Origin of the sequence: Desulfitobacterium sp. LBE, assembly GCF_007830365.1 — a bacterium.
GTDB lineage: Bacteria > Bacillota > Desulfitobacteriia > Desulfitobacteriales > Desulfitobacteriaceae > Desulfitobacterium > Desulfitobacterium hafniense.
On the sequence record NZ_VLKD01000001.1, the window covers coordinates 2,605,537 to 2,623,166 of the forward strand.

The following is a 17,630-nucleotide window of genomic DNA, read 5'->3' on the forward strand; positions in this document are numbered from 1 at the left end:
TCTGTCAATAAGAATTTACTTGACTAATTTCTACTGACAACTCATAATGTATATAAAGTTGTCTGCAAACAGTTTCTTGCCTTCGGCAGGCTGTATAGCTTAATAATAAGCCTACCATACCAAAAAATATAAGATAAAAACGAATAAGAGGAGTTGTTGCTATGGAAAATACTGACCTTAAAAACTTTGAAGAAAGTATGCTGGACGGACTCAGTGAACTCACCATTAAGAAAGGTCCCATTAACCCGGAACTTTACCACAAGTATGAAGTCAAGCGCGGACTTCGTGATTTAGATGGTAGAGGTGTGTTGGTGGGCTTAACCGAGATCGGTGAAGTTCATTCCTATATTATCGATGAAGGGGAAATGGTCCCCGTACCTGGCCGGCTTATTTATCGCGGCTATGATATTACCGATCTTGCCCGGGGCTTTATGGAAGATAACCGCTTTGGATTTGAGGAGACAGCTTATCTTCTTCTCTTTGGCAGGTTGCCGAACAGGCAGGAGCTCATTGATTTTCATAATCTGCTCGACATCTATCAAAAACTCCCTGATAATTTCGCCCGGGATATGATTCTCAACGTACCCAGTAAAGACATTATGAACGGGATGGCCCGCAGTGTCTTAGGCTTCTATTGCTATGACACCAATCCTGATGATACTTCCATAAGAAATGTACTTAAGCAATGCATCCGCCTGATTGCCGCCTTCCCTGCCCTTGCTGTTTATTGTTATCAAGCCTATACCCATTATCATGGGAACAAAAGCTTGGTTATTCACAGCCCTCAACCTGAATTGAGCCTGGCTGAAAATATTCTTTATATGCTGCGCCCTAACCATAAATATACAGAGCTGGAAGCCAGGCTTCTGGATCTGGCCTTGGTTCTTCATGCGGAACATGGCGGAGGAAATAACTCCTCTTTTGTTACCCATGTGGTCACCTCCACCGGAACGGATACTTATTCAGCCGTAGCAGCGGCCTTAGGCTCTTTACGTGGTCCAAAACATGGCGGCGCCAACCATAAAGTCATTCAGATGTTCCAGGATATCAAAGAAAAAATCTCCGATTGGCAGGATGAAGACGAACTCAGCGCTTACCTTGATAAAATTCTTCTTAAGGATGCCTTTGATCGCTCCGGACTGATCTATGGAATCGGCCATGCTGTCTACTCCATCTCCGATCCCAGAGCCGTCGTCCTGAAGCACTACGCCTCAAAGCTTGCCGCTGAAAAGGGCCTGGATAACGAATTCAATCTTTATGCTAAAGTGGAAGAACTGGCACCCAAGGTCATCGCTAAACACACGAAGATTTATAAAGGAGTCAGTGCCAATGTCGACTTCTATTCAGGGTTCGTCTATCAGATGCTCAATCTGCCTTTAGAAATGTTCACTCCTATTTTTGCTCTCTCCCGCATCGCCGGTTGGAGTGCTCACCGGATCGAAGAAATCGTCAATGGCGGCAAAATCATTCGCCCCGCCTATAAGAGCGTGGTGCCCCGTCAAAAATACGTTCCTCTTAATAAAAGATAACACCATCAAGTCTTAAAGAAAACCCGGCTTCGCCCGAAGACACTGTCTTCGCACTTGTTTGCCTTGAACCCATGCTTGATGAGGCGAAGTCGCTGGTTGCCCTTATACTTTTTGATAGTGTAATAAAGGCCTTTAGGATAGAATTATATGGGCTTCTCTCAATTTAAAGGGAGCTGTTACATTGCGAACTATTTTGTTCACAGTGCAACAGCTCCCTTTTTGCCTCATCTTCACTTTGGTTCTTTCACTTTAGCTTGACAACGATAAAACTTGTTGTCTTCGCCTTCGCACTCTTGCTTCACTGAACTTAATGAAAATGCACTGCAGGAAGGTGAGATCGACAAAGAAACAGCCATGGCTGGGGCTGCTTCTTTGCTTAACTATTTAGGAGGAATTGTACCTATCTTATTTGCCCTCTTGGGCAAGTAAGCTGGTTAAGTTCAGAGCAACCTGCTCTGGATCGACCTTCCTTTTTGCCACACCGCTCTCCATAGCCGCTTTGGCTACAGCTGCGGCTACAGCAGGTGCCACCCGCTTGTCGAAGGCTTTCGGAATGATATACTCTGCACTGAGCTCCTCAGGGCTGACAATGGAAGCAATTGCTTCCGCAGCGGCAATTTTCATTGGCCCATTGATTTCTCTCGCTTCAACATCAAAGGTCCCACGGAAAATTCCGGGGAAAGAGAGAATATTGTTAATTTGGTTGGGGTAGTCGGAACGGCCTGTTCCTATTACAGCTGCCCCCGCCTCTTTTGCTTCTTCAGGCATGATTTCAGGAACCGGATTAGCCTGAGCAAAGACAATCGCATCTTTGGCCATGGTGCGAATCATTTCCTGAGTCACCGTATTGCCTACAGAGATGCCGATAAATACGTCGGCGCCTTTCAAAGCTTCCCCAAGGCTGCCTTTAACCATGGCGGGATTGGTCCTTAAAGCGATTTCCTCTTTATACTTATTCATCCCTTCGGCACGACCCTTATAAATCGTCCCCTTGGTATCACACATGATGACATTTTGAAGACCGCAATCCATCAGCAGCTTAACAATAGCCATGCCGGCTGCACCGGCTCCGCTGGTTACGATCTTGACATCTTTCAGCTCCTTGTTGACTATTTTCAAGGCATTAAACATCGCGGCCAGGGTCACAACAGCTGTACCATGCTGATCATCATGGAATACCGGGCCATCATAGACTGCTTTCAGCTTTTCCTCAATCTCAAAGCACTCAGGGGCTTTAATATCCTCCAGATTAATCCCTCCAAAGGTAGGCTCCAGTAATTTGACCACTTCAACAATCTTGTCAATATTCTTTGTATCTAAGCAAATGGGGAAAGAGTCTACCCCAGCAAAATTTTTGAACAAAAGGGATTTCCCTTCCATAACAGGCATGGCTGCACGTGCACCTATATCGCCAAGACCAAGGACTGCTGTCCCATTGGACACGACTGCCACACAATTAGCCCGGTTCGTGTAGGTATTCACCAATTTAGGATCTTGGGCAATCTCCATACAAGGTTCAGCTACCCCCGGTGAATAGGCTAAACTCAAATCATTATAATCACGGCAGGGAACTTTAAGCGCAATCTTGATTTTACCGCGATGATCAGCATGAAGTTTTAGGGCATTCTCCCTTAAAGACATTTCAACCACTTCCTTTATCCATTAATCCTAAAAATTATTCCTGTATGCTTATCCCCAGCTTGGCATCAATCTCAGCCTGATTTGCAAGAATGTCGAGAGCATTGCTATACACAGGAGTATCCACCAGCTTATCCTTATAAACGATTGCTGCTTTCCCCTTAGCAATAGCTTCTTCCTCGAAAACTTTCTTAATCTCTCCGGCCCATTGTACATCCTCCGGATCAGGAGCATAAAGACGGTTAGCAGCCTCCACAAGGCTGGGGTGAACAATCATCCGGCCTTTATACCCCAACTGGCGTCCTTCGGCTATGTTATGCACATAGCCTTCTTTATCGGTGTAATTAAGGAATGGTGCATCAAGGGCTATAACACCGGCAGCACGAGCCGCAACGGCCACATAACCCCGGGCAAACTGCTGCTCTTTGGCTTCAGGGGTCAGTTTAACCTGCATATCGCGGGTATAATCTACAGCTCCAAAAATGGCTGCCGCAACACGAGGGCTGGCGGCACAAGACTCATAGGCGTTGATGACCCCTATGGCTGTCTCAATAAGCAGGCAGATCTTGATGCTGCCTACGGCCAAACCATTCTTCCGTTCCAATTCTTCAAGCCTCCACGCCAGACGTTGTACATCGCCGGCACCGGCAACCTTGGTCAGATTGATTCCTGTCAGGCCTTCACATACTGCGGCTTCCAGGTCATCATCAGTCATATTCGTTTCCCAGGCATTCACCCGAACCCACACCTCGGCTCCTTGAGAGCCTGCATGCTTAATATTCGCGCGCACCATTCGGCGTGCTCTAGATTTTTCCAACGGTGGCACCAAGTCCTCCAGATCCAAAATAAGTGCATCTGCTCCATAGGTTAAGGCCTCATCCAGGGCCTCCTTATCATTTCCCGCGACAAACAGCACTGATCTCATAATAGCCATTTTCTTTCCCCCTTCTAAATCAGAGCTTTCATACTCCTATTGTGCCTTCATTGTAGATACCCTGTTCCCTTAAGTAAAATACCTATTCTGAATACAGTATATTTAGGAGCTGAATAAGTTCTGATTTTTCCCATGTTCATATTACATGTTCATATTACTCCTCTGCGCAATTTCTTCATTTTGCTTATTCGTTTGCTGATTCACTCTCTTTATTCTCTCTTTGAATACGCAATATTCTAAATGGCTATTTTACTCCCTCAGGAAAACTCTTTATTCTAAGGATGAATCACAAGTTTTTTGTAAAGACATCTGGACTAAGGCTTAAGGAGGTTGCCTTATGAATGAATCCTTTCGTAAATATATGAAAGTAGGCCTCGTTCATTTTATGGCTTATCCCAGCACCAGCAAAGGGGAAGGGCCTATCCTGGAAACCCTGAGAAGAATTGCCATGGATGAGTACTTTGAAGTAGTCGAAATGACCTGGATCAAAGACCCCGCCGTTCGAAAAAAAGCCAGGCAGATTATTGAGACCTCCCACATGGAGTTCTCGTATGCGGGAATGCCCCGGCTCCTGCTCACCAAGCAGAACATCAACTCCCTCAACGGGGAAGAAAGATTGCAAGCCCTGGCCAACGTAAAGGAAGGTATTGATGAAGCCTATGAAATGGGCGCCAAGGATTTCGCCTTCCTCAGCGGAAAATATGAAGAACCCCGGAAGGAGGAGGCCTATCAGGCACTGATCCGTTCTACCAAAGAAATATGTGCCTACGCCAAATCCAAGGGGGATATGAAGATTGCTATTGAAGTATTTGACTATGATGTTGACAAATGCTCTTTGATTGGGCCTGTGGCACTCACCCAACGATATGCTAAGGAAATTCGCCGGGAATACGACAACTTCGGCTTAATGGTGGACTTAAGCCACCTGCCCCAACTCCGGGAAACACCGGCTGAATCCCTGATCCCTGTAAAAGACTATATTATCCATGCTCACATGGGCAATACACTTGTCAAAGACAAACTCTCACCCGTCTACGGCGATGAACACCCGCGATTTGGCTTCCCCGGGAGCGAAAATGATGTGGCTGAACTTGTGGAATACCTCCGCGTCCTTCTGGACATTGGCTTTCTTAACAAAGAAAATCGGCCCATTGTCAGCCTGGAGGTCAAACCCTATGAGGACGAGGACCCCGAATTGGTGATCGCTAATGCCAAGAGAGTACTAAATCTAGCTTGGGATCAGGTATAAGTTCTCAATACAATCGTTCCTTAGCTTAAGCCTAAAAAGTAGAGTTTATGTTCAACTGACGAACTTAAACTCTACTTCTCTTTTGTTTTATCACAAAACAATTTATGCAAGAAATACCTCTGCCCTATCTCTCCCAAAAAACAGCACCAAAGTACAATAAGCAGGATGGTCATTAGAGATGAAACCCCCGACGTAAGTGGAGAAAAGAATTCTGCAGCCATCTTGTGACAAGCAACCGTATACACCTGGAATGAAAAAATATATATCCCCCATTCCGCTCCGATTGGCATTTTCTTCTGATTCTGATAGCACCATCGGATAAAGGTAAAGCCAACAATCCAAACCCCAAATCCCCAGAAGAAGCAAGTCAGAAGCTTCAAGGGTTGTGCACTATCCAATAAACCCATAAAGAACAGGCTCTGAGCCAGATCAAGAATTGTACAGATAGTCACTCCCACAGCACCAAGTATAAAAACAAAAAAAATATTGATCTCAGTAAAGGTGAGCGACCGCTGAGCAATTCTGATAACAACGAGTACACTGATCCAGTGAAACCACAGGAGCCCAACTATGAATAACAAAATGTTTATTCCTAATAGCAGCCATATCCACTTCAAATTAAGAACAATCGCCCTTGTCAAGCAGGCGTTGCCAATAAGCTGAACACTCATATATAACATGGGTACCAGGAACCAAGTCCGTCTACTCTCTTTATTCACGTCTTTATTTATCTCTTCTCTTATTTCTTCTCTTTTTGCCCTCTTGGAAAGCACTGAAAGTAGACATTAGCATATACATAACCCTTTCAGGAGTGCCGGAATTTTACTAAGTCTGGAAGATATCAGAAATTTGCCTTATACTTAAAAGGTATCCAATCTCAAGAATCTACTCTTCAGACTCTTCACACTTCTATTTCCCATTTTAATTATCCAATCTGAAGATGTGAAATACTCGTTGCGAATACGATATATTCAGACAACGAATAAATACAAAGGTGGATGGATAAATGGAAATACGGCATTTAGAATATTTCATCGAGGTTGCACGTCACAAAAGTTTCAGCGTCGCAGCTGAGGTAACCCATACCTCCCAGCCCTCAATCAGTAAAGCCATCAAGGATCTGGAGACAGAGCTGGGAAAAGCACTGTTCTATCGCAGTACCAAATATGTAAAACTGACCGACGCCGGGGAACTCGTTCTTGAGCAAGCACAACAAATTGTGGCAGCCTTTAGAAATATCAACACTCAGTTAGAAGGCTTGGCCCAACTGCAAACAGGAAAGATCCACATCGGACTCCCTCCTATTACTGCCGTCACCACCTTCTCCCATATGCTCGGTGCTTTTAAAAGCGAGTATCCTAAGATTCAAGTTCAGCTCTTCGAATATGGCCCTAAAAAGATTGAAGCCTCTCTTGAAGATGGTTTGCTGGACTTCGGCATTTTTACACCGGAAGATCCGGAACTCTTTGAATGGATTTGGTTCGAGCAAGACCCCCTTAGCGTCATTATGCACCCTAATCATCCTTTGGCTCTGAGGGAATGTATCGATTACAAAGACTTTGCCGGAGAACAACTGATTCTATACAACAGCGACTATAAGCTCCATGATATTATTATTGCTGGATGCAAAAAGGCCGGTATTAATCCAGAAATCGCCTTTGCAACCTCCCAGCGTGAATTAATGACCCAGATGGTGGCCGCTAAGCTTGGTCTGGCCCTTTTGCCTACGAAGATCTGCCAGGTTCTTAACTCTGAAACCATCATTTACCGACCCTTTTCAGACTCGAACTTATGCCTGCAACTGGCTTTGGTTTGGAAGAAAGGACGCTATCTTCCCCGTGCCGCTCATGAATTATTGACCTTTTTAAAAGAAAAGCACTTTCTTTAATGTATTGGTGATTCACCCATTCACCCTACCTTTTCTTAATTACAATAAAAGTACGGGAGCAAGGTACAATAAACCTTTGTCCCGTACTTTTATTGTAATTAGCTGATAAAGATAAGGAACCAACGCTTTATTTTAAAGGAAAGGCTGATTGACCATAATCATTCTTACAGGCCGATGGACATTTTTCTCTTTGCAAATTCTCCTGAATAGGAGTTCCAACGAAAAATTTACCGCTGACCGCACCACGAACTGTGTTCGCAAATGTATACACCCAAAGAAGCACAAGGAGAACCGTCAGAAACGCTGTATAACCTGAAGCAAGTGGAGTAATGAATACCACAGCAATTTTTTGACTGCATATAGTGTAGGCTGCCAAGGGGAAGATATAGGCCCACCAGCCCATACTAAAGGGAATCCCGCCCTTACGAAGCTGGTGTACACTGATAATTGCAATAATGCCTACGATCCAAATACCAAACCCCCATATGACCGCAGCAATAAGGTTGGCCAAATCCGTGGAAGCTAAAAGCCCCAGCTCTTGAGCATTCTTTGAAGCATCAATAATCGCGCTGACCGCCAGCCCTACCGCACTGAGAAAAATTCCGAAAGAGGGTATGGTCTCTGCAGGGGGAAGTGGATGATTGGCCAAACGGACGAAGACAATAGCGCTCATAAAGATAAAAAGAAAAAAGCCGATCCCGAATAAGGCTGTATTGATAAGGAGAACGGATACACTCCAGGAAGGATGAAGTTTCATGGTAAGCTCCAGCACAGGATTGCCAATCAGGGAAACGGCCATATTGGCTATAGGAGCCATAATCCAAGAAAAATTAACCATCTCCGGCTTGGGTGTCTCTTCCGCCCGCATCATTCTAAAGGTGGTGTAAAAGGTAAAGAAAGTAACCCCGATAATAGCAATGATCCAAAAGGTGAACATCAAGGAATAGGTCAGGGTCTCACTAAGATACTTGCTCCAGATGAGATAGATATTGGTTCCCAAAATTGCCGTACCTACAGGCATGGTCACAAAAAAGTTTCCTGCCAAAGGATGATTCAGATCACGGTAAGCGTAAGGAAAATACTTAAACCAACGGATCACCCAGGGTACAAGCACACAGAAATAGAGCAGACCTACTAAAGCAGCTAATATTATACTGAAAAGATGTCCCAACGGAAATGAATCCTGCCATAGAAAAAGTATATTGGCCAGACCTCCTGTACCCATGATTACTGCAAACCAGGCAGGAGCTAAATATTTAATCGGATGACGTTCAAGCACTTAAGCGCTCCCCCTTTTCGAAACAGCGTTTCACTAAAATAGTCATGCATTTATTAGACCATAAAACCACTCTTAGTACAAGACTCAAGATACCTAAATAAGGTCTGCTAAGCTAAAGAGAAAGTCCAGGCAGATTTAATTCCGCCTGAACTCTCAGGGGTAGCAGCTTTTAGCATTATCCTTCCACTACATTATCCATGTTCACCTTGAAAAACTCGCCCTTCTTCATCTCAATATGCCCTGATGCGTAGGGTTCCCCTTCCATGGTAAGGTAGATTTCCGAAGCCCCATAATAATTGCCTAATGTATTGACAATACTTTGCAGGATCATTCCTTCATATCCTGCGCCTGCATTCATTTCGGTGACAAAATTCTTAGTAAAGTCCACATAGACCCGGCCATCCTGATTAAGATAAAGGCTCTTGATTTTGACATTCTCGCCAATGAGTTTGCCATGATTGGCCGCCTGCTTTTTAAACTCATCTTCAAAGATCTGTTTGGTAATATCGTTGGTCTTAAAGGATAAAGGAATATTTGTAGTATGAATTTTTCCGTCATCGATATTGGGATAATAGATCTTGACTTGTTGTACCAAAGGTGTGTTCTTTTCTAATTTGCTTAAGGTGGAAGTCACTTCATAGCCGTCGGAGCCTTTATACACCGTTTTCACCAGCCCTACACCGGGAGCATAGTAGTCCATAATTGTATTATCCTTACCCTCTGTCGTCACTTCTATCACTTTGTAGGCTCCGGCAGGAGTTGAAAGGTCCATATCCACATTAGTGATGGTGCGCTTACGGTTATCTGCCAAGGTCCAGGATGTACCTTTAGTTAAGGGCTCTTTCAGAAGAACTTCCCCATTGCTGTTAAGTTTGGAGCTCTGGGTCAGATCCTCCCGGTAATAGGTTTCTCCTTGGGCTAAAAGCTGTATCATCTGACCGGCGTTGAGCCCCAGCACGCGAACTGTCTCTGTCCCTCCGTTGTTCGTCCTCAACTGCACCTTGTCTCCTTTGAAGTAATCCACATAGGTGGTAAAGGAGGCATATTCATTGCCCTGTCCTTCATACACGTATTTGGTGTTCTCCTGATAAGCAAGGCAATTCGCGAGCATATCCTCTTGTGCCGGCTGTTCACTGTTATTTGGCGGTTCATTAGGGGGATTGTTCTGATTGGTACCACACCCTCCTAAGAAGATCAGCGATAAGAGAACAGAAAATACTCCCATCATTAAGGTGCGCTTTTTCATGATTGCAACCTCCTTGTTTATGCCCATTATTGTATCATCTTAACATGGGACTCATCTCATTCTAATACTCCTCTTATTATAACCATGCAGTTGAGCTTTGACTATCTTTACTCTATTTTCATATCTAGTGGATTCTTACATCGGTTCCTCCATATATCAATAGACTTAAATCAGCGTGCAAATCTGATACATAGAATCAAAACGGCATAACTGCGATGATAATATAAAATAAAAAGGGCATTGGAAGGTCCAAAGCCTTTTCAATGCCCTGCCCATCTTCATTTAATTTTGCTGATTTCCTTTATCTACCCATTATCTATCCATCTGGTTTATTTTTTGAGAGTGGACATCACCGTATGAGTGGTTCCATTGATGACAGAAACTGTTCCGCTCCCCTGGTTGGTGACATAGATTCGATTGGACTTAGAATCCACCCGAATCTCCGCAGGTGAAGCTCCTACAAGCACCGTAGCGATTACAGTATTCGTGCTTCCATCGATTACTGTGACTGTGTTGCTTCCATGATTAGAGACGTAAACCCGACCGGTAAGAGGGTTGATGCCCATTCCCTGAGGATTGATACCTACAGGAATGGTCATGATAGGTGCCCGGGTCGATTTATCCAGGACGTCCACGGAATTTCTTTCCGGATGGATAGCATAGAGCTGATTTTCCGTGGCTTTTTTTCCCTGTTCATGAATTTGCCCTGAAGATATAGGATCAACCGGGCGTACGGGATAAATTGCGGTCATTGTTCCTGAGACGTTTTTTCCCCAGACTTTTAATTTCACATCTTGCGAAGTGATCATGAAGCGAAATTCCAGAGCATCAAACTGGGCATAGTGTTGGGTGTCCTTGACCACACCGGAAGCTAAAGTAATGGAATCAACCACATACTCTACTTTATTACTTCCCTGCAGATAATAGCCCCAGATTTGAATCACTGCCGGTAGGTGGCCGGTATTGCGATACCTTACAGAAAGTGTTGCGGTCTGTTTTTGCCCCGCCACAGTCGGATTCTCAATGACTCCTGTCGTCAATATCGCCATAGTCTATCCCCCTAACCATTCAGGGAAAAGCTCTCTTGCTCTCTGCTGAACGATACGAATACATTCATTATCAGGATGAAGGCTCATATTTTCTCCATGCCACCGATAGGCTATGAGCGGCTCTCGGATATAGCCGGCGGGGAAATGACGAAGAAAACGGAACCACAATTCATAGTCATGGGCCTGAGGCAACCCTTCATCAAAATATCCTACCCGTTCAAGAGCAGTGCGCCTCATCATAACAGATGAACCATTGATAAAGCATCCCCTGAGCAAATTAACTACCAGTTCTTGACGCGCGGGATAAAACTCTGAGTCTGCTGCATATTTTTTCAGCCCATTTTCATCAATAACAATAAAACTTGTATAGCAAAAACCCACCTGCGGATTAGCTTCCATCAATTGAACCTGTTTCTCCAGCTTCCCCTTTAAAAACATGTCATCAGCGCTCAGCCAGCAGATATATTCACCTGTAGCCCGCTGGAGTCCATGGTTAAGGGCATTGGGTGTCCCGCCATTGGACTTATAAATATAATTAATTCGACTTTGATAAGGCTGAAGACGTTGGGCTGTATCATCTGTGGATCCATCATCAATAACAATGATTTCTAAACTAGGATACTTTTGTCGAAGGACACTTTCCACAGCCCAGGTCACATAGCGAGCGTGATTATAGGTGGGGATAACCACACTCACTTTGGGCATGGACATTTAGCGTCCCTCCCCATAGATTTTCTTCATCCATTCTACCGTAATGGGAATGCCTTCTTCCAACAGCATCTTCGGATTGTGGCCCAAATCTCTTACAGCTTTCTGAATATCCGGCCGCTTACTCACTGTATTGTGCTTGTCTTCAGGAAGATATCTAATCAATCCCGGATCTCCCTGAGTATATTTGAGCACCAGATCACTGAGTTCTCTGACGCTGCGATACTCTGTCCCCCCGATATTATAGACTTCACCAGGTTTAAAGTTATTACCCACATTGGCAATGGTCGGAATAAGATCATCCACATACATAAACACACGATGATACCCTTCATAGACATCATAGGGTATTCCTTTAAGAGCACGATAGACGAAGAGGCAGACTACACTGCGGTAGGGGTGGTAATATTCCCCTGGCCCATAAGCATTAAAAAGCCGCAGCCGAACGATCGGAGTTTCGTATCTTTTTTCAAAATTAATGATTTGCACTTCATTTGCCCATTTTGTTAAAGCGTAGTCATTATGCTGAATGATAGTTTTTTGCTGAGGGAGATCTTCTGTTAATAGAGGCTCCTGAGCTTCACCATAGATTTCAGAAGAACTGGTAAAGATGAGTTTAAAGCCCTTTTTCAATTGCCATTCCAATATATTACGTGTTCCAATCACGTTGGTTTCCCAAAGGGTATCATAATAATGCTCACCATTAATGCGACCAAACTCTGCAGCTAAATGATAGACATAATCGTAATCCTGTTCAAATACCCGTTCTAATTGCCGGTATTTGGCAATATCTGCTCTGAAATATTTTTCCTCAGCATCATGCTGTAGGTCCACTTCCCATACTTCATGTCCCCGTTTCCTAAGTTCCTCTACCAAACGGGTACCCAGAGTTCCTTTACTCCCTGTAACCAAAACCTTTGCCATTCTCACTGCTCCTCTTTTCACTTATTTCAAGGCCTTTTCCCGCTCCAGGACAATCCAACCCTGGAGGTCTGCCTCGTCAAACTTTTCCACGGTTTTAAAGCCGGAGGCTTCCAGTTCTTCGGGCGTGAACAGAGGATCCACTACCCATACGGTATTCCCCGCTTCTTCCAAGGCCCGGACCAGATCCACTCCACGGCTATGCTTAAGATCTTTAACTCCTGCTTTATAGCTTAAGCCTTTAATTAGGACATTTTGATGGGTGCCTACCTGCTGCAGAATTCTGTCCCGATATTCCTGGTCCGCTATTGCCGCTCCCTCAAGCAAAGGCGAAGGGCAGACTTTCCGAAGAAAGCGCATATCTTTAGGCAGACATTCCCCACCGATACCCCAATCAGTCCCGAGGAGTTCTACATTGCTTTTACTATTGACTGCTTTTCTCAATTCTGCAAAGTCCATTCCCTGATCTTTACAATACTGATAGAGCTCCTGGGCAAAGGCTACATCCACATAGCGCTTAACATTTTCGACCACTTTAGATAGTTCGGCAATCCGAACATCCTCTACTTCCACAAGCTGCGGTACCAAAGGTTCATAGAACTGTCTCCCCTTATCCCGGCAGGCCTGGGTGAAAGCACCCATGACTCTTGGTGTATCGCAGACTGTCTCATCGACCCCAAACATGACCCGATGAGGCACATGAATTAAATAAACATCCTGTCCGCAGCGATAACCTTTCCCTTCCAGATACTTGCGGACAAGTTCCATGGTCCCTGGCGGTAAAGTGGATTCAATGGAAATTAACGCTCCAGGACAAATGATCATTTCCCCTAAAGCAGCGAAGAGATTTTCGCCTTGGTCACCAGTGGACGGCGCCAACAGCCAGATATCGATGCCGGTCAGTGCCCGATAATCTGTGGTCACTCGATAACCCTGACTGCGTAAATCATTGACCCGGCCGGCATCAATATCCACTCCAACTACGGAATTCGGGTATTTCTTATTGATATACGAAAAGAGATTAAAACCTATATTACCTAATCCTACGACAGCAATTTTCATATTTAGTCATCCTTCCCCTAAAGGTCATATTACATGTTATGGAATTACGTCTCTTCTTGACACTGTTTTTGCCACCTCGTCAACTCTTATGACATACACTAAAGGGTGAAGGAGGATTGAACTATGAAATTGGTTATTCCTGTATTGAGTTTGGAAACCGGGGGAACCCGTTTTATCTATCAAATTGCCAATGAAATGGCAGCTAAAGGGCATCACGTGGAAATAGTTCTGCCGGAACACGCTGTAGTGGCCTGGCCTCTTCGAACCCAGATCACCCGGGTCAGGGAGCTGACACCAGCCACTATCCCTGCCGGCGATTTTATTCTGCCTAATTTCTGGCCAACGGTCTTCCCCGCCTGGGGGGCCCAAAAGGGCCGGGTAGTTCGCCTTAGCCTCGGCTTTGAACCCCTATGGGTCAAGGAAAAGGAAAACGCCTTAGCCACCTACCATATTGATGCTCCCATCCTTTCTATATCCCAGTGGCATCGGCAGATTATTCGCCAGGAAACCGGCCGGGACAGCACCATCATACCAGGCGGTGTCGATCTTAGTCTTTTCCACCCCCATCCCAAAAAATCCCTTATGGCCAACACGGGACCTACCATTGCCTATATCCTTCGTTCCAAAGAGCACGGCTACACTTGGAAAGGGAGCGATGATTTTTGGGAAGCCATCCGGATCACTGCCCAAAGCTTTCCCCACTTTACCCTCCAGATAGTAGCACCGGAAGGGGCGGCTTATCCATCCCCTGTCCCCTACCAGCCAATCGTGGCGACGACAGATGCGGAGTTGGCACTTTTCTATGCTCAGGCGGATATTTTTGTTTCCACCTCCTATTTTGAAGCTTTTGCCATGCCCCCACTGGAAGCCATGGCTTGTGGTACTGCCGTGGTTACCACAGACAATGGTGGAAATCGTGACTATGCAAAAAATGGGGAGAACTGCCTTGTCGTTCCCCCCAGCGATATTCAGCAGCTCTCCCAGTCCTTGCTTCATCTCCTAACTCAAGCACAGGAGCGTCAGCGTCTGGCCCAAGCCGGACAGCATACTGCCCAGGCCTGGACTTGGCGACACTCTGCGGATCGCCTGGAGCAATTTCTCTTTCAGCTTAGCCGCAATTAATGAGGAGACTTAACGGAGCTCTTTCCATGCCAATAAGGCATCCATGGGCTTAGCATCCTTCCCGTAAGACTCTACAAAGGCCAGGTTGCTCTGGTCATGAAACTGATTGAAAACTATAACCTGATAGCCCCTCTGGGTAAAATCTTCTATTTCCCAACCGGAGCGATGCTCTTGAAAGCTTTCCCCACCTAAACCGTAGTGATCCTCCGCTTTTTGTTTAAAGAAGCCCCGAGGGGTAAAGACAATGACTCTTTTCACGGCAATTCTTTCCGCCTGCGCCAGAACTTCATACCCCACACCCTTCTCCATGTGTTCAATCACATCGATCATGGAGACACAATCAACGGATTTGGCTAGAAAAATTTCCCCAATGCGCTGGGCCTCATATTTTATGGGTAAAAAGGAGGTAGCCAACCTGGCTTTCTCAAGATAGGGTCCATGTGCGTCTACACCAATCTTAATGGGGCAAGGAAAATCCTTCAGGGTTGCACCTACTCCGCAGCCAATATCTAATACGGATTGAGCATCTTTCATGAGCTCCTTTATCATTCCCAAAAAATTTTTGTGATGAACAATTTTTACCGACATTCCAAAACATCCTTCCCTTGCTTTTTTCCGTTACTTTGTTGTCAACAATGCTCGCTGGTTGCAATAAACTGCAACGATGGCTGGTCTACTTGTCTATAGAGCTTACTTTATATGGTATTCACTTAGAATCAATCTGCCCCAAATTTCTCCCTTCGTCTTTATCACTTAAAATAAGGAGGACCTAAGATGAAAATAATTTTACCGGTAATGAGCCTTGAGATGGGCGGAGGAGCTCGTTTCCTGTATCATCTGGCTAATGCCCTCACGGATAAAGGACATGATGTTGAAGTTATCATGCCCAGTAAAGGGGCCCAGGTCTGGCCCCTGCGTGCGAAATTAACCCGTGTGCCTGAATTAAGTCCGGCCAATATTCCCTATGGCGATTTTATCCTACCCAACTTTTATACCACCGTTGGAGCGGCATGGGCTTCTCAAAAAGGAAAGGTTGTTCGCCTAAGTCTTGGTTATGAACCTCTCTGGGTTCCTGACACAGAATCAGCCAAACAAAGCTATCTCATTGATGCGCCAATCTTAAGTATCTCCCAATGGCATCGTCAGCTGATCCTCCAAGAAACCGGCAGGAACAGCACCGTCATTTCCTGTGGTGTGGATCACCATCTTTTCCGCCCTTGTCCCAAGCGCTCTTCCCAGACAGGTCGTAAAAATATTTTTTATATCCTGCGCAATCCTGCTTTAGGGTATATCTGGAAAGGAGGAGAGGATTTTTTCAATGCCCTCTCACTTTTGAAGGGTCTTGATTTTGAGGTTACTGTAACCCTTACTGAAGCGACGCAGCTTACAGGTTCATTCCCCTGCCGTACTGTCTATGCTGCCAGCGACCAAGAAATGGCCGCTCTCTATGGCGAAGCCGATCTTTTTGTCTACAATTCTTATTTTGAAGCCTTCGGTTTACCTCCCCTTGAAGCCATGGCCTGCGGGACAGCAGTCATCACCACAGACTGTGGGGGAAGCCGGGATTATGCTCATAATGGCGAAAACTGCCTGGTTGTTCCCCCCAGTGACATTAATCAGCTTCAACAAGCACTTCATCTGCTTCTAACCCAAGATGGAGAACGTCAACGTCTGGCTTCTGCGGGGTTTGCCTTTGCCCAAGCTTGGACCTGGCAACGGACTGCTGATCAGGTGGAGGCCTTTTTGTTGAGTCTTTAGGCTGATAGTTTTGACCCTAAGGGGCTGCCCCACAGGCCGGCCCCTTTTTTATGGGATAGGTTAGTTTAAGATACGAAAAAGGAGCATCGCCGGCTACTTTAAGTAGCCCAGCGATGCCCCCCTGGAGCTTAATAGTGACCCATTCTTCCCTATCCCTTCAAGCCTAATACTCCCTCTAAATATTTTTTATTATGAAGAATTTGGGGGTTGTCCGGACGATAATCTCTGGCGATTTCGTTGTGCTTGTAGGCAAGCTCGTGCATGCCCAGCCGATCATAGCAAACACAAAGCTGCAGATGAGGTAAATAGGTCCAACAGGCTTCACTCTTAGGTCCCCAACTATTCGTCGGCTTTTCAAGTTCTGACGCAAGTTTATACCAGAAAATTGCCTGCTGGTATTTCCCTGCATTCAAGTGATTAAAACCAATTCGGCAGCAGAATTCTGCTCTGGGGGTATCATAATCAAAAGATTTATAGAGGTAGGCTTGGGCATTGGCCGAATCTCCCAGTAGTTTATAGATATCGGCTAGTTTTCCGCAAGCGGATATATTATCTTCTACCCATCCCTTCTCCGTATTAAGGAATTTTTTATAATACTCGACAGCCTTTTCATATTGCTTATGGTCATAAAGTTCGTTGGCAAAATAATAAAGATCTCTTGGTGAAAATTCTTCACCTTGTTCCAAACGCTTTTCATAAATGCGCAAATTGCGCTCAGAATCATGCTCCTCAGATTTATGAGCTATGGCAATATCACTATTCATAATGTTGCCACTGACCTCTAGATACTCATGAACTGCCCCTTTCCAGCGAAAATTCTTGCCTCGCCGAACTAACCGGTTCCTTCTCAGCGTGAATGTTGGATTTTCTGATGAGTCAAAAGCCAGCAGGTAATGCATATTCACCACATCAATGGAAGGGTTTAAGTTTTTTTTTAAATCATGAAATTTAAGGCGGTCCGACTCTAAGATGACATCATCTGCATCCAACCAAAGAAGATACTCTTTTGTCCCAAGGCTAAAGGCATAATTCCGGGCTGCCGCGAAATCATCGATCCAGGCAAAGTCGAAAATTTTATCCGTGTACCTGGCCACAATTTCCTTAGTGCGATCTGTAGAACCCGTGTCCACAATAATGATTTCGTCGGCAATATCGCATACAGAATCTAAACAGCGCGCAATTGTCTTTTCCTCATTACGCACGATCATGCACAAGCTGATAGAAATAGGGTTTTCAGGCATATTTCT

The 17,630-nt window shown here is 45.1% G+C and carries 16 protein-coding genes; 5 read left to right on the plus strand and 11 right to left on the minus strand.

Annotated features, from left to right (window positions below; genetic code table 11):
- Window positions 1–161 precede the first annotated feature (161 nt).
- Window positions 162–1,529 carry a citrate/2-methylcitrate synthase gene (locus DESLBE_RS12390; RefSeq protein WP_005807856.1) on the plus strand — a complete coding sequence of 456 codons (1,368 nt, stop codon included), beginning with the start codon at window positions 162–164 and terminating at the stop codon, window positions 1,527–1,529.
- 405 nt (window positions 1,530–1,934) lie between these two features.
- On the opposite strand, the gene DESLBE_RS12395 is transcribed toward DESLBE_RS12390, so the two are convergent.
- Window positions 1,935–3,170: a malic enzyme-like NAD(P)-binding protein gene (locus tag DESLBE_RS12395; protein ID WP_144677084.1), complete on the minus strand. Its 1,236-nt coding sequence runs from the start codon at window positions 3,168–3,170 to the stop codon at window positions 1,935–1,937.
- 34 nt (window positions 3,171–3,204) lie between these two features.
- Window positions 3,205–4,101, minus strand: coding sequence for a CoA ester lyase (locus DESLBE_RS12400; protein ID WP_018214171.1), 897 nt, complete (start codon window positions 4,099–4,101; stop codon window positions 3,205–3,207).
- Window positions 4,102–4,438: 337 nt separating this feature from the next.
- Here DESLBE_RS12400 and DESLBE_RS12405 point away from each other — a divergent pair, with 337 nt between their 5' ends.
- Window positions 4,439–5,350, plus strand: a complete 912-nt coding sequence (locus DESLBE_RS12405) for a TIM barrel protein (protein WP_144677086.1) — start codon at window positions 4,439–4,441, stop codon at window positions 5,348–5,350.
- 71 nt (window positions 5,351–5,421) lie between these two features.
- On the opposite strand, the gene DESLBE_RS12410 is transcribed toward DESLBE_RS12405, so the two are convergent.
- Window positions 5,422–6,030: a hypothetical protein gene (locus tag DESLBE_RS12410; RefSeq protein ID WP_348981683.1), complete on the minus strand. Its 609-nt coding sequence runs from the start codon at window positions 6,028–6,030 to the stop codon at window positions 5,422–5,424.
- Between the two features lie 326 nt (window positions 6,031–6,356).
- Here DESLBE_RS12410 and DESLBE_RS12415 point away from each other — a divergent pair, with 326 nt between their 5' ends.
- Window positions 6,357–7,238: a LysR family transcriptional regulator gene (locus DESLBE_RS12415; protein WP_144677090.1), complete on the plus strand. Its 882-nt coding sequence runs from the start codon at window positions 6,357–6,359 to the stop codon at window positions 7,236–7,238.
- 127 nt (window positions 7,239–7,365) lie between these two features.
- On the opposite strand, the gene DESLBE_RS12420 is transcribed toward DESLBE_RS12415, so the two are convergent.
- The 6 genes from DESLBE_RS12420 to DESLBE_RS12445 form a co-directional block, all read right to left on the minus strand.
- Window positions 7,366–8,517 (minus strand): C4-dicarboxylate ABC transporter, encoded by a 1,152-nt coding sequence (locus tag DESLBE_RS12420; protein WP_144677092.1) that lies wholly within the window; start codon window positions 8,515–8,517, stop codon window positions 7,366–7,368.
- A 175-nt stretch (window positions 8,518–8,692) separates the two neighbouring features.
- Window positions 8,693–9,763 carry a GerMN domain-containing protein gene (locus DESLBE_RS12425; protein ID WP_015943078.1) on the minus strand — a complete coding sequence of 357 codons (1,071 nt, stop codon included), beginning with the start codon at window positions 9,761–9,763 and terminating at the stop codon, window positions 8,693–8,695.
- Window positions 9,764–10,092: 329 nt separating this feature from the next.
- Window positions 10,093–10,812, minus strand: a complete 720-nt coding sequence (locus DESLBE_RS12430) for a YncE family protein (RefSeq protein WP_005807849.1) — start codon at window positions 10,810–10,812, stop codon at window positions 10,093–10,095.
- 3 nt (window positions 10,813–10,815) lie between these two features.
- Window positions 10,816–11,523: a glycosyltransferase gene (locus DESLBE_RS12435; protein WP_015943077.1), complete on the minus strand. Its 708-nt coding sequence runs from the start codon at window positions 11,521–11,523 to the stop codon at window positions 10,816–10,818.
- A complete protein-coding gene (locus tag DESLBE_RS12440; protein ID WP_011461825.1) occupies window positions 11,524–12,444 on the minus strand; it encodes an NAD(P)-dependent oxidoreductase in 921 nt (306 codons plus the stop codon).
- Between the two features lie 21 nt (window positions 12,445–12,465).
- On the minus strand, window positions 12,466–13,503 hold the full coding sequence (locus DESLBE_RS12445) for a UDP binding domain-containing protein (protein ID WP_018214178.1): 1,038 nt from the start codon (window positions 13,501–13,503) through the stop codon (window positions 12,466–12,468).
- Between the two features lie 123 nt (window positions 13,504–13,626).
- On the opposite strand from DESLBE_RS12445, the gene DESLBE_RS12450 reads away from it, so the two are divergent.
- The gene (locus DESLBE_RS12450) at window positions 13,627–14,625 is read left to right on the plus strand and encodes a glycosyltransferase family 4 protein (protein ID WP_015943075.1); all 999 of its coding nucleotides are present in this window, start codon (window positions 13,627–13,629) and stop codon (window positions 14,623–14,625) included.
- A 9-nt stretch (window positions 14,626–14,634) separates the two neighbouring features.
- On the opposite strand, the gene DESLBE_RS12455 is transcribed toward DESLBE_RS12450, so the two are convergent.
- A complete protein-coding gene (locus DESLBE_RS12455; protein ID WP_005807841.1) occupies window positions 14,635–15,213 on the minus strand; it encodes a class I SAM-dependent methyltransferase in 579 nt (192 codons plus the stop codon).
- 186 nt (window positions 15,214–15,399) lie between these two features.
- Between DESLBE_RS12455 and DESLBE_RS12460 the strand changes: the two genes are divergently transcribed.
- Window positions 15,400–16,383: a glycosyltransferase family 4 protein gene (locus DESLBE_RS12460; protein ID WP_015943074.1), complete on the plus strand. Its 984-nt coding sequence runs from the start codon at window positions 15,400–15,402 to the stop codon at window positions 16,381–16,383.
- A 149-nt stretch (window positions 16,384–16,532) separates the two neighbouring features.
- On the opposite strand, the gene DESLBE_RS12465 is transcribed toward DESLBE_RS12460, so the two are convergent.
- Entirely contained in the window at window positions 16,533–17,624 is a 1,092-nt protein-coding gene (locus tag DESLBE_RS12465) for a glycosyltransferase (protein WP_018214179.1), read from the minus strand.
- Window positions 17,625–17,630: the final 6 nt, after the last annotated feature.

Coding starts and splice junctions, on each gene's coding strand:
- DESLBE_RS12425 (WP_015943078.1), bottom strand. CDS start 9,763: ATGAAAAAGCGCACCTTAATGATGGGAGTATTTTCTGTTCTCTTATCG.
- DESLBE_RS12400 (WP_018214171.1), bottom strand. CDS start 4,101: ATGGCTATTATGAGATCAGTGCTGTTTGTCGCGGGAAATGATAAGGAG.
- DESLBE_RS12455 (WP_005807841.1), bottom strand. CDS start 15,213: ATGTCGGTAAAAATTGTTCATCACAAAAATTTTTTGGGAATGATAAAG.
- DESLBE_RS12430 (WP_005807849.1), bottom strand. CDS start 10,812: ATGGCGATATTGACGACAGGAGTCATTGAGAATCCGACTGTGGCGGGG.
- DESLBE_RS12405 (WP_144677086.1), top strand. CDS start 4,439: ATGAATGAATCCTTTCGTAAATATATGAAAGTAGGCCTCGTTCATTTT.
- DESLBE_RS12395 (WP_144677084.1), bottom strand. CDS start 3,170: ATGTCTTTAAGGGAGAATGCCCTAAAACTTCATGCTGATCATCGCGGT.
- DESLBE_RS12415 (WP_144677090.1), top strand. CDS start 6,357: ATGGAAATACGGCATTTAGAATATTTCATCGAGGTTGCACGTCACAAA.
- DESLBE_RS12445 (WP_018214178.1), bottom strand. CDS start 13,503: ATGAAAATTGCTGTCGTAGGATTAGGTAATATAGGTTTTAATCTCTTT.
- DESLBE_RS12460 (WP_015943074.1), top strand. CDS start 15,400: ATGAAAATAATTTTACCGGTAATGAGCCTTGAGATGGGCGGAGGAGCT.
- DESLBE_RS12410 (WP_348981683.1), bottom strand. CDS start 6,030: ATGTTATATATGAGTGTTCAGCTTATTGGCAACGCCTGCTTGACAAGG.
- DESLBE_RS12390 (WP_005807856.1), top strand. CDS start 162: ATGGAAAATACTGACCTTAAAAACTTTGAAGAAAGTATGCTGGACGGA.
- DESLBE_RS12465 (WP_018214179.1), bottom strand. CDS start 17,624: ATGCCTGAAAACCCTATTTCTATCAGCTTGTGCATGATCGTGCGTAAT.
- DESLBE_RS12435 (WP_015943077.1), bottom strand. CDS start 11,523: ATGTCCATGCCCAAAGTGAGTGTGGTTATCCCCACCTATAATCACGCT.
- DESLBE_RS12450 (WP_015943075.1), top strand. CDS start 13,627: ATGAAATTGGTTATTCCTGTATTGAGTTTGGAAACCGGGGGAACCCGT.
- DESLBE_RS12440 (WP_011461825.1), bottom strand. CDS start 12,444: ATGGCAAAGGTTTTGGTTACAGGGAGTAAAGGAACTCTGGGTACCCGT.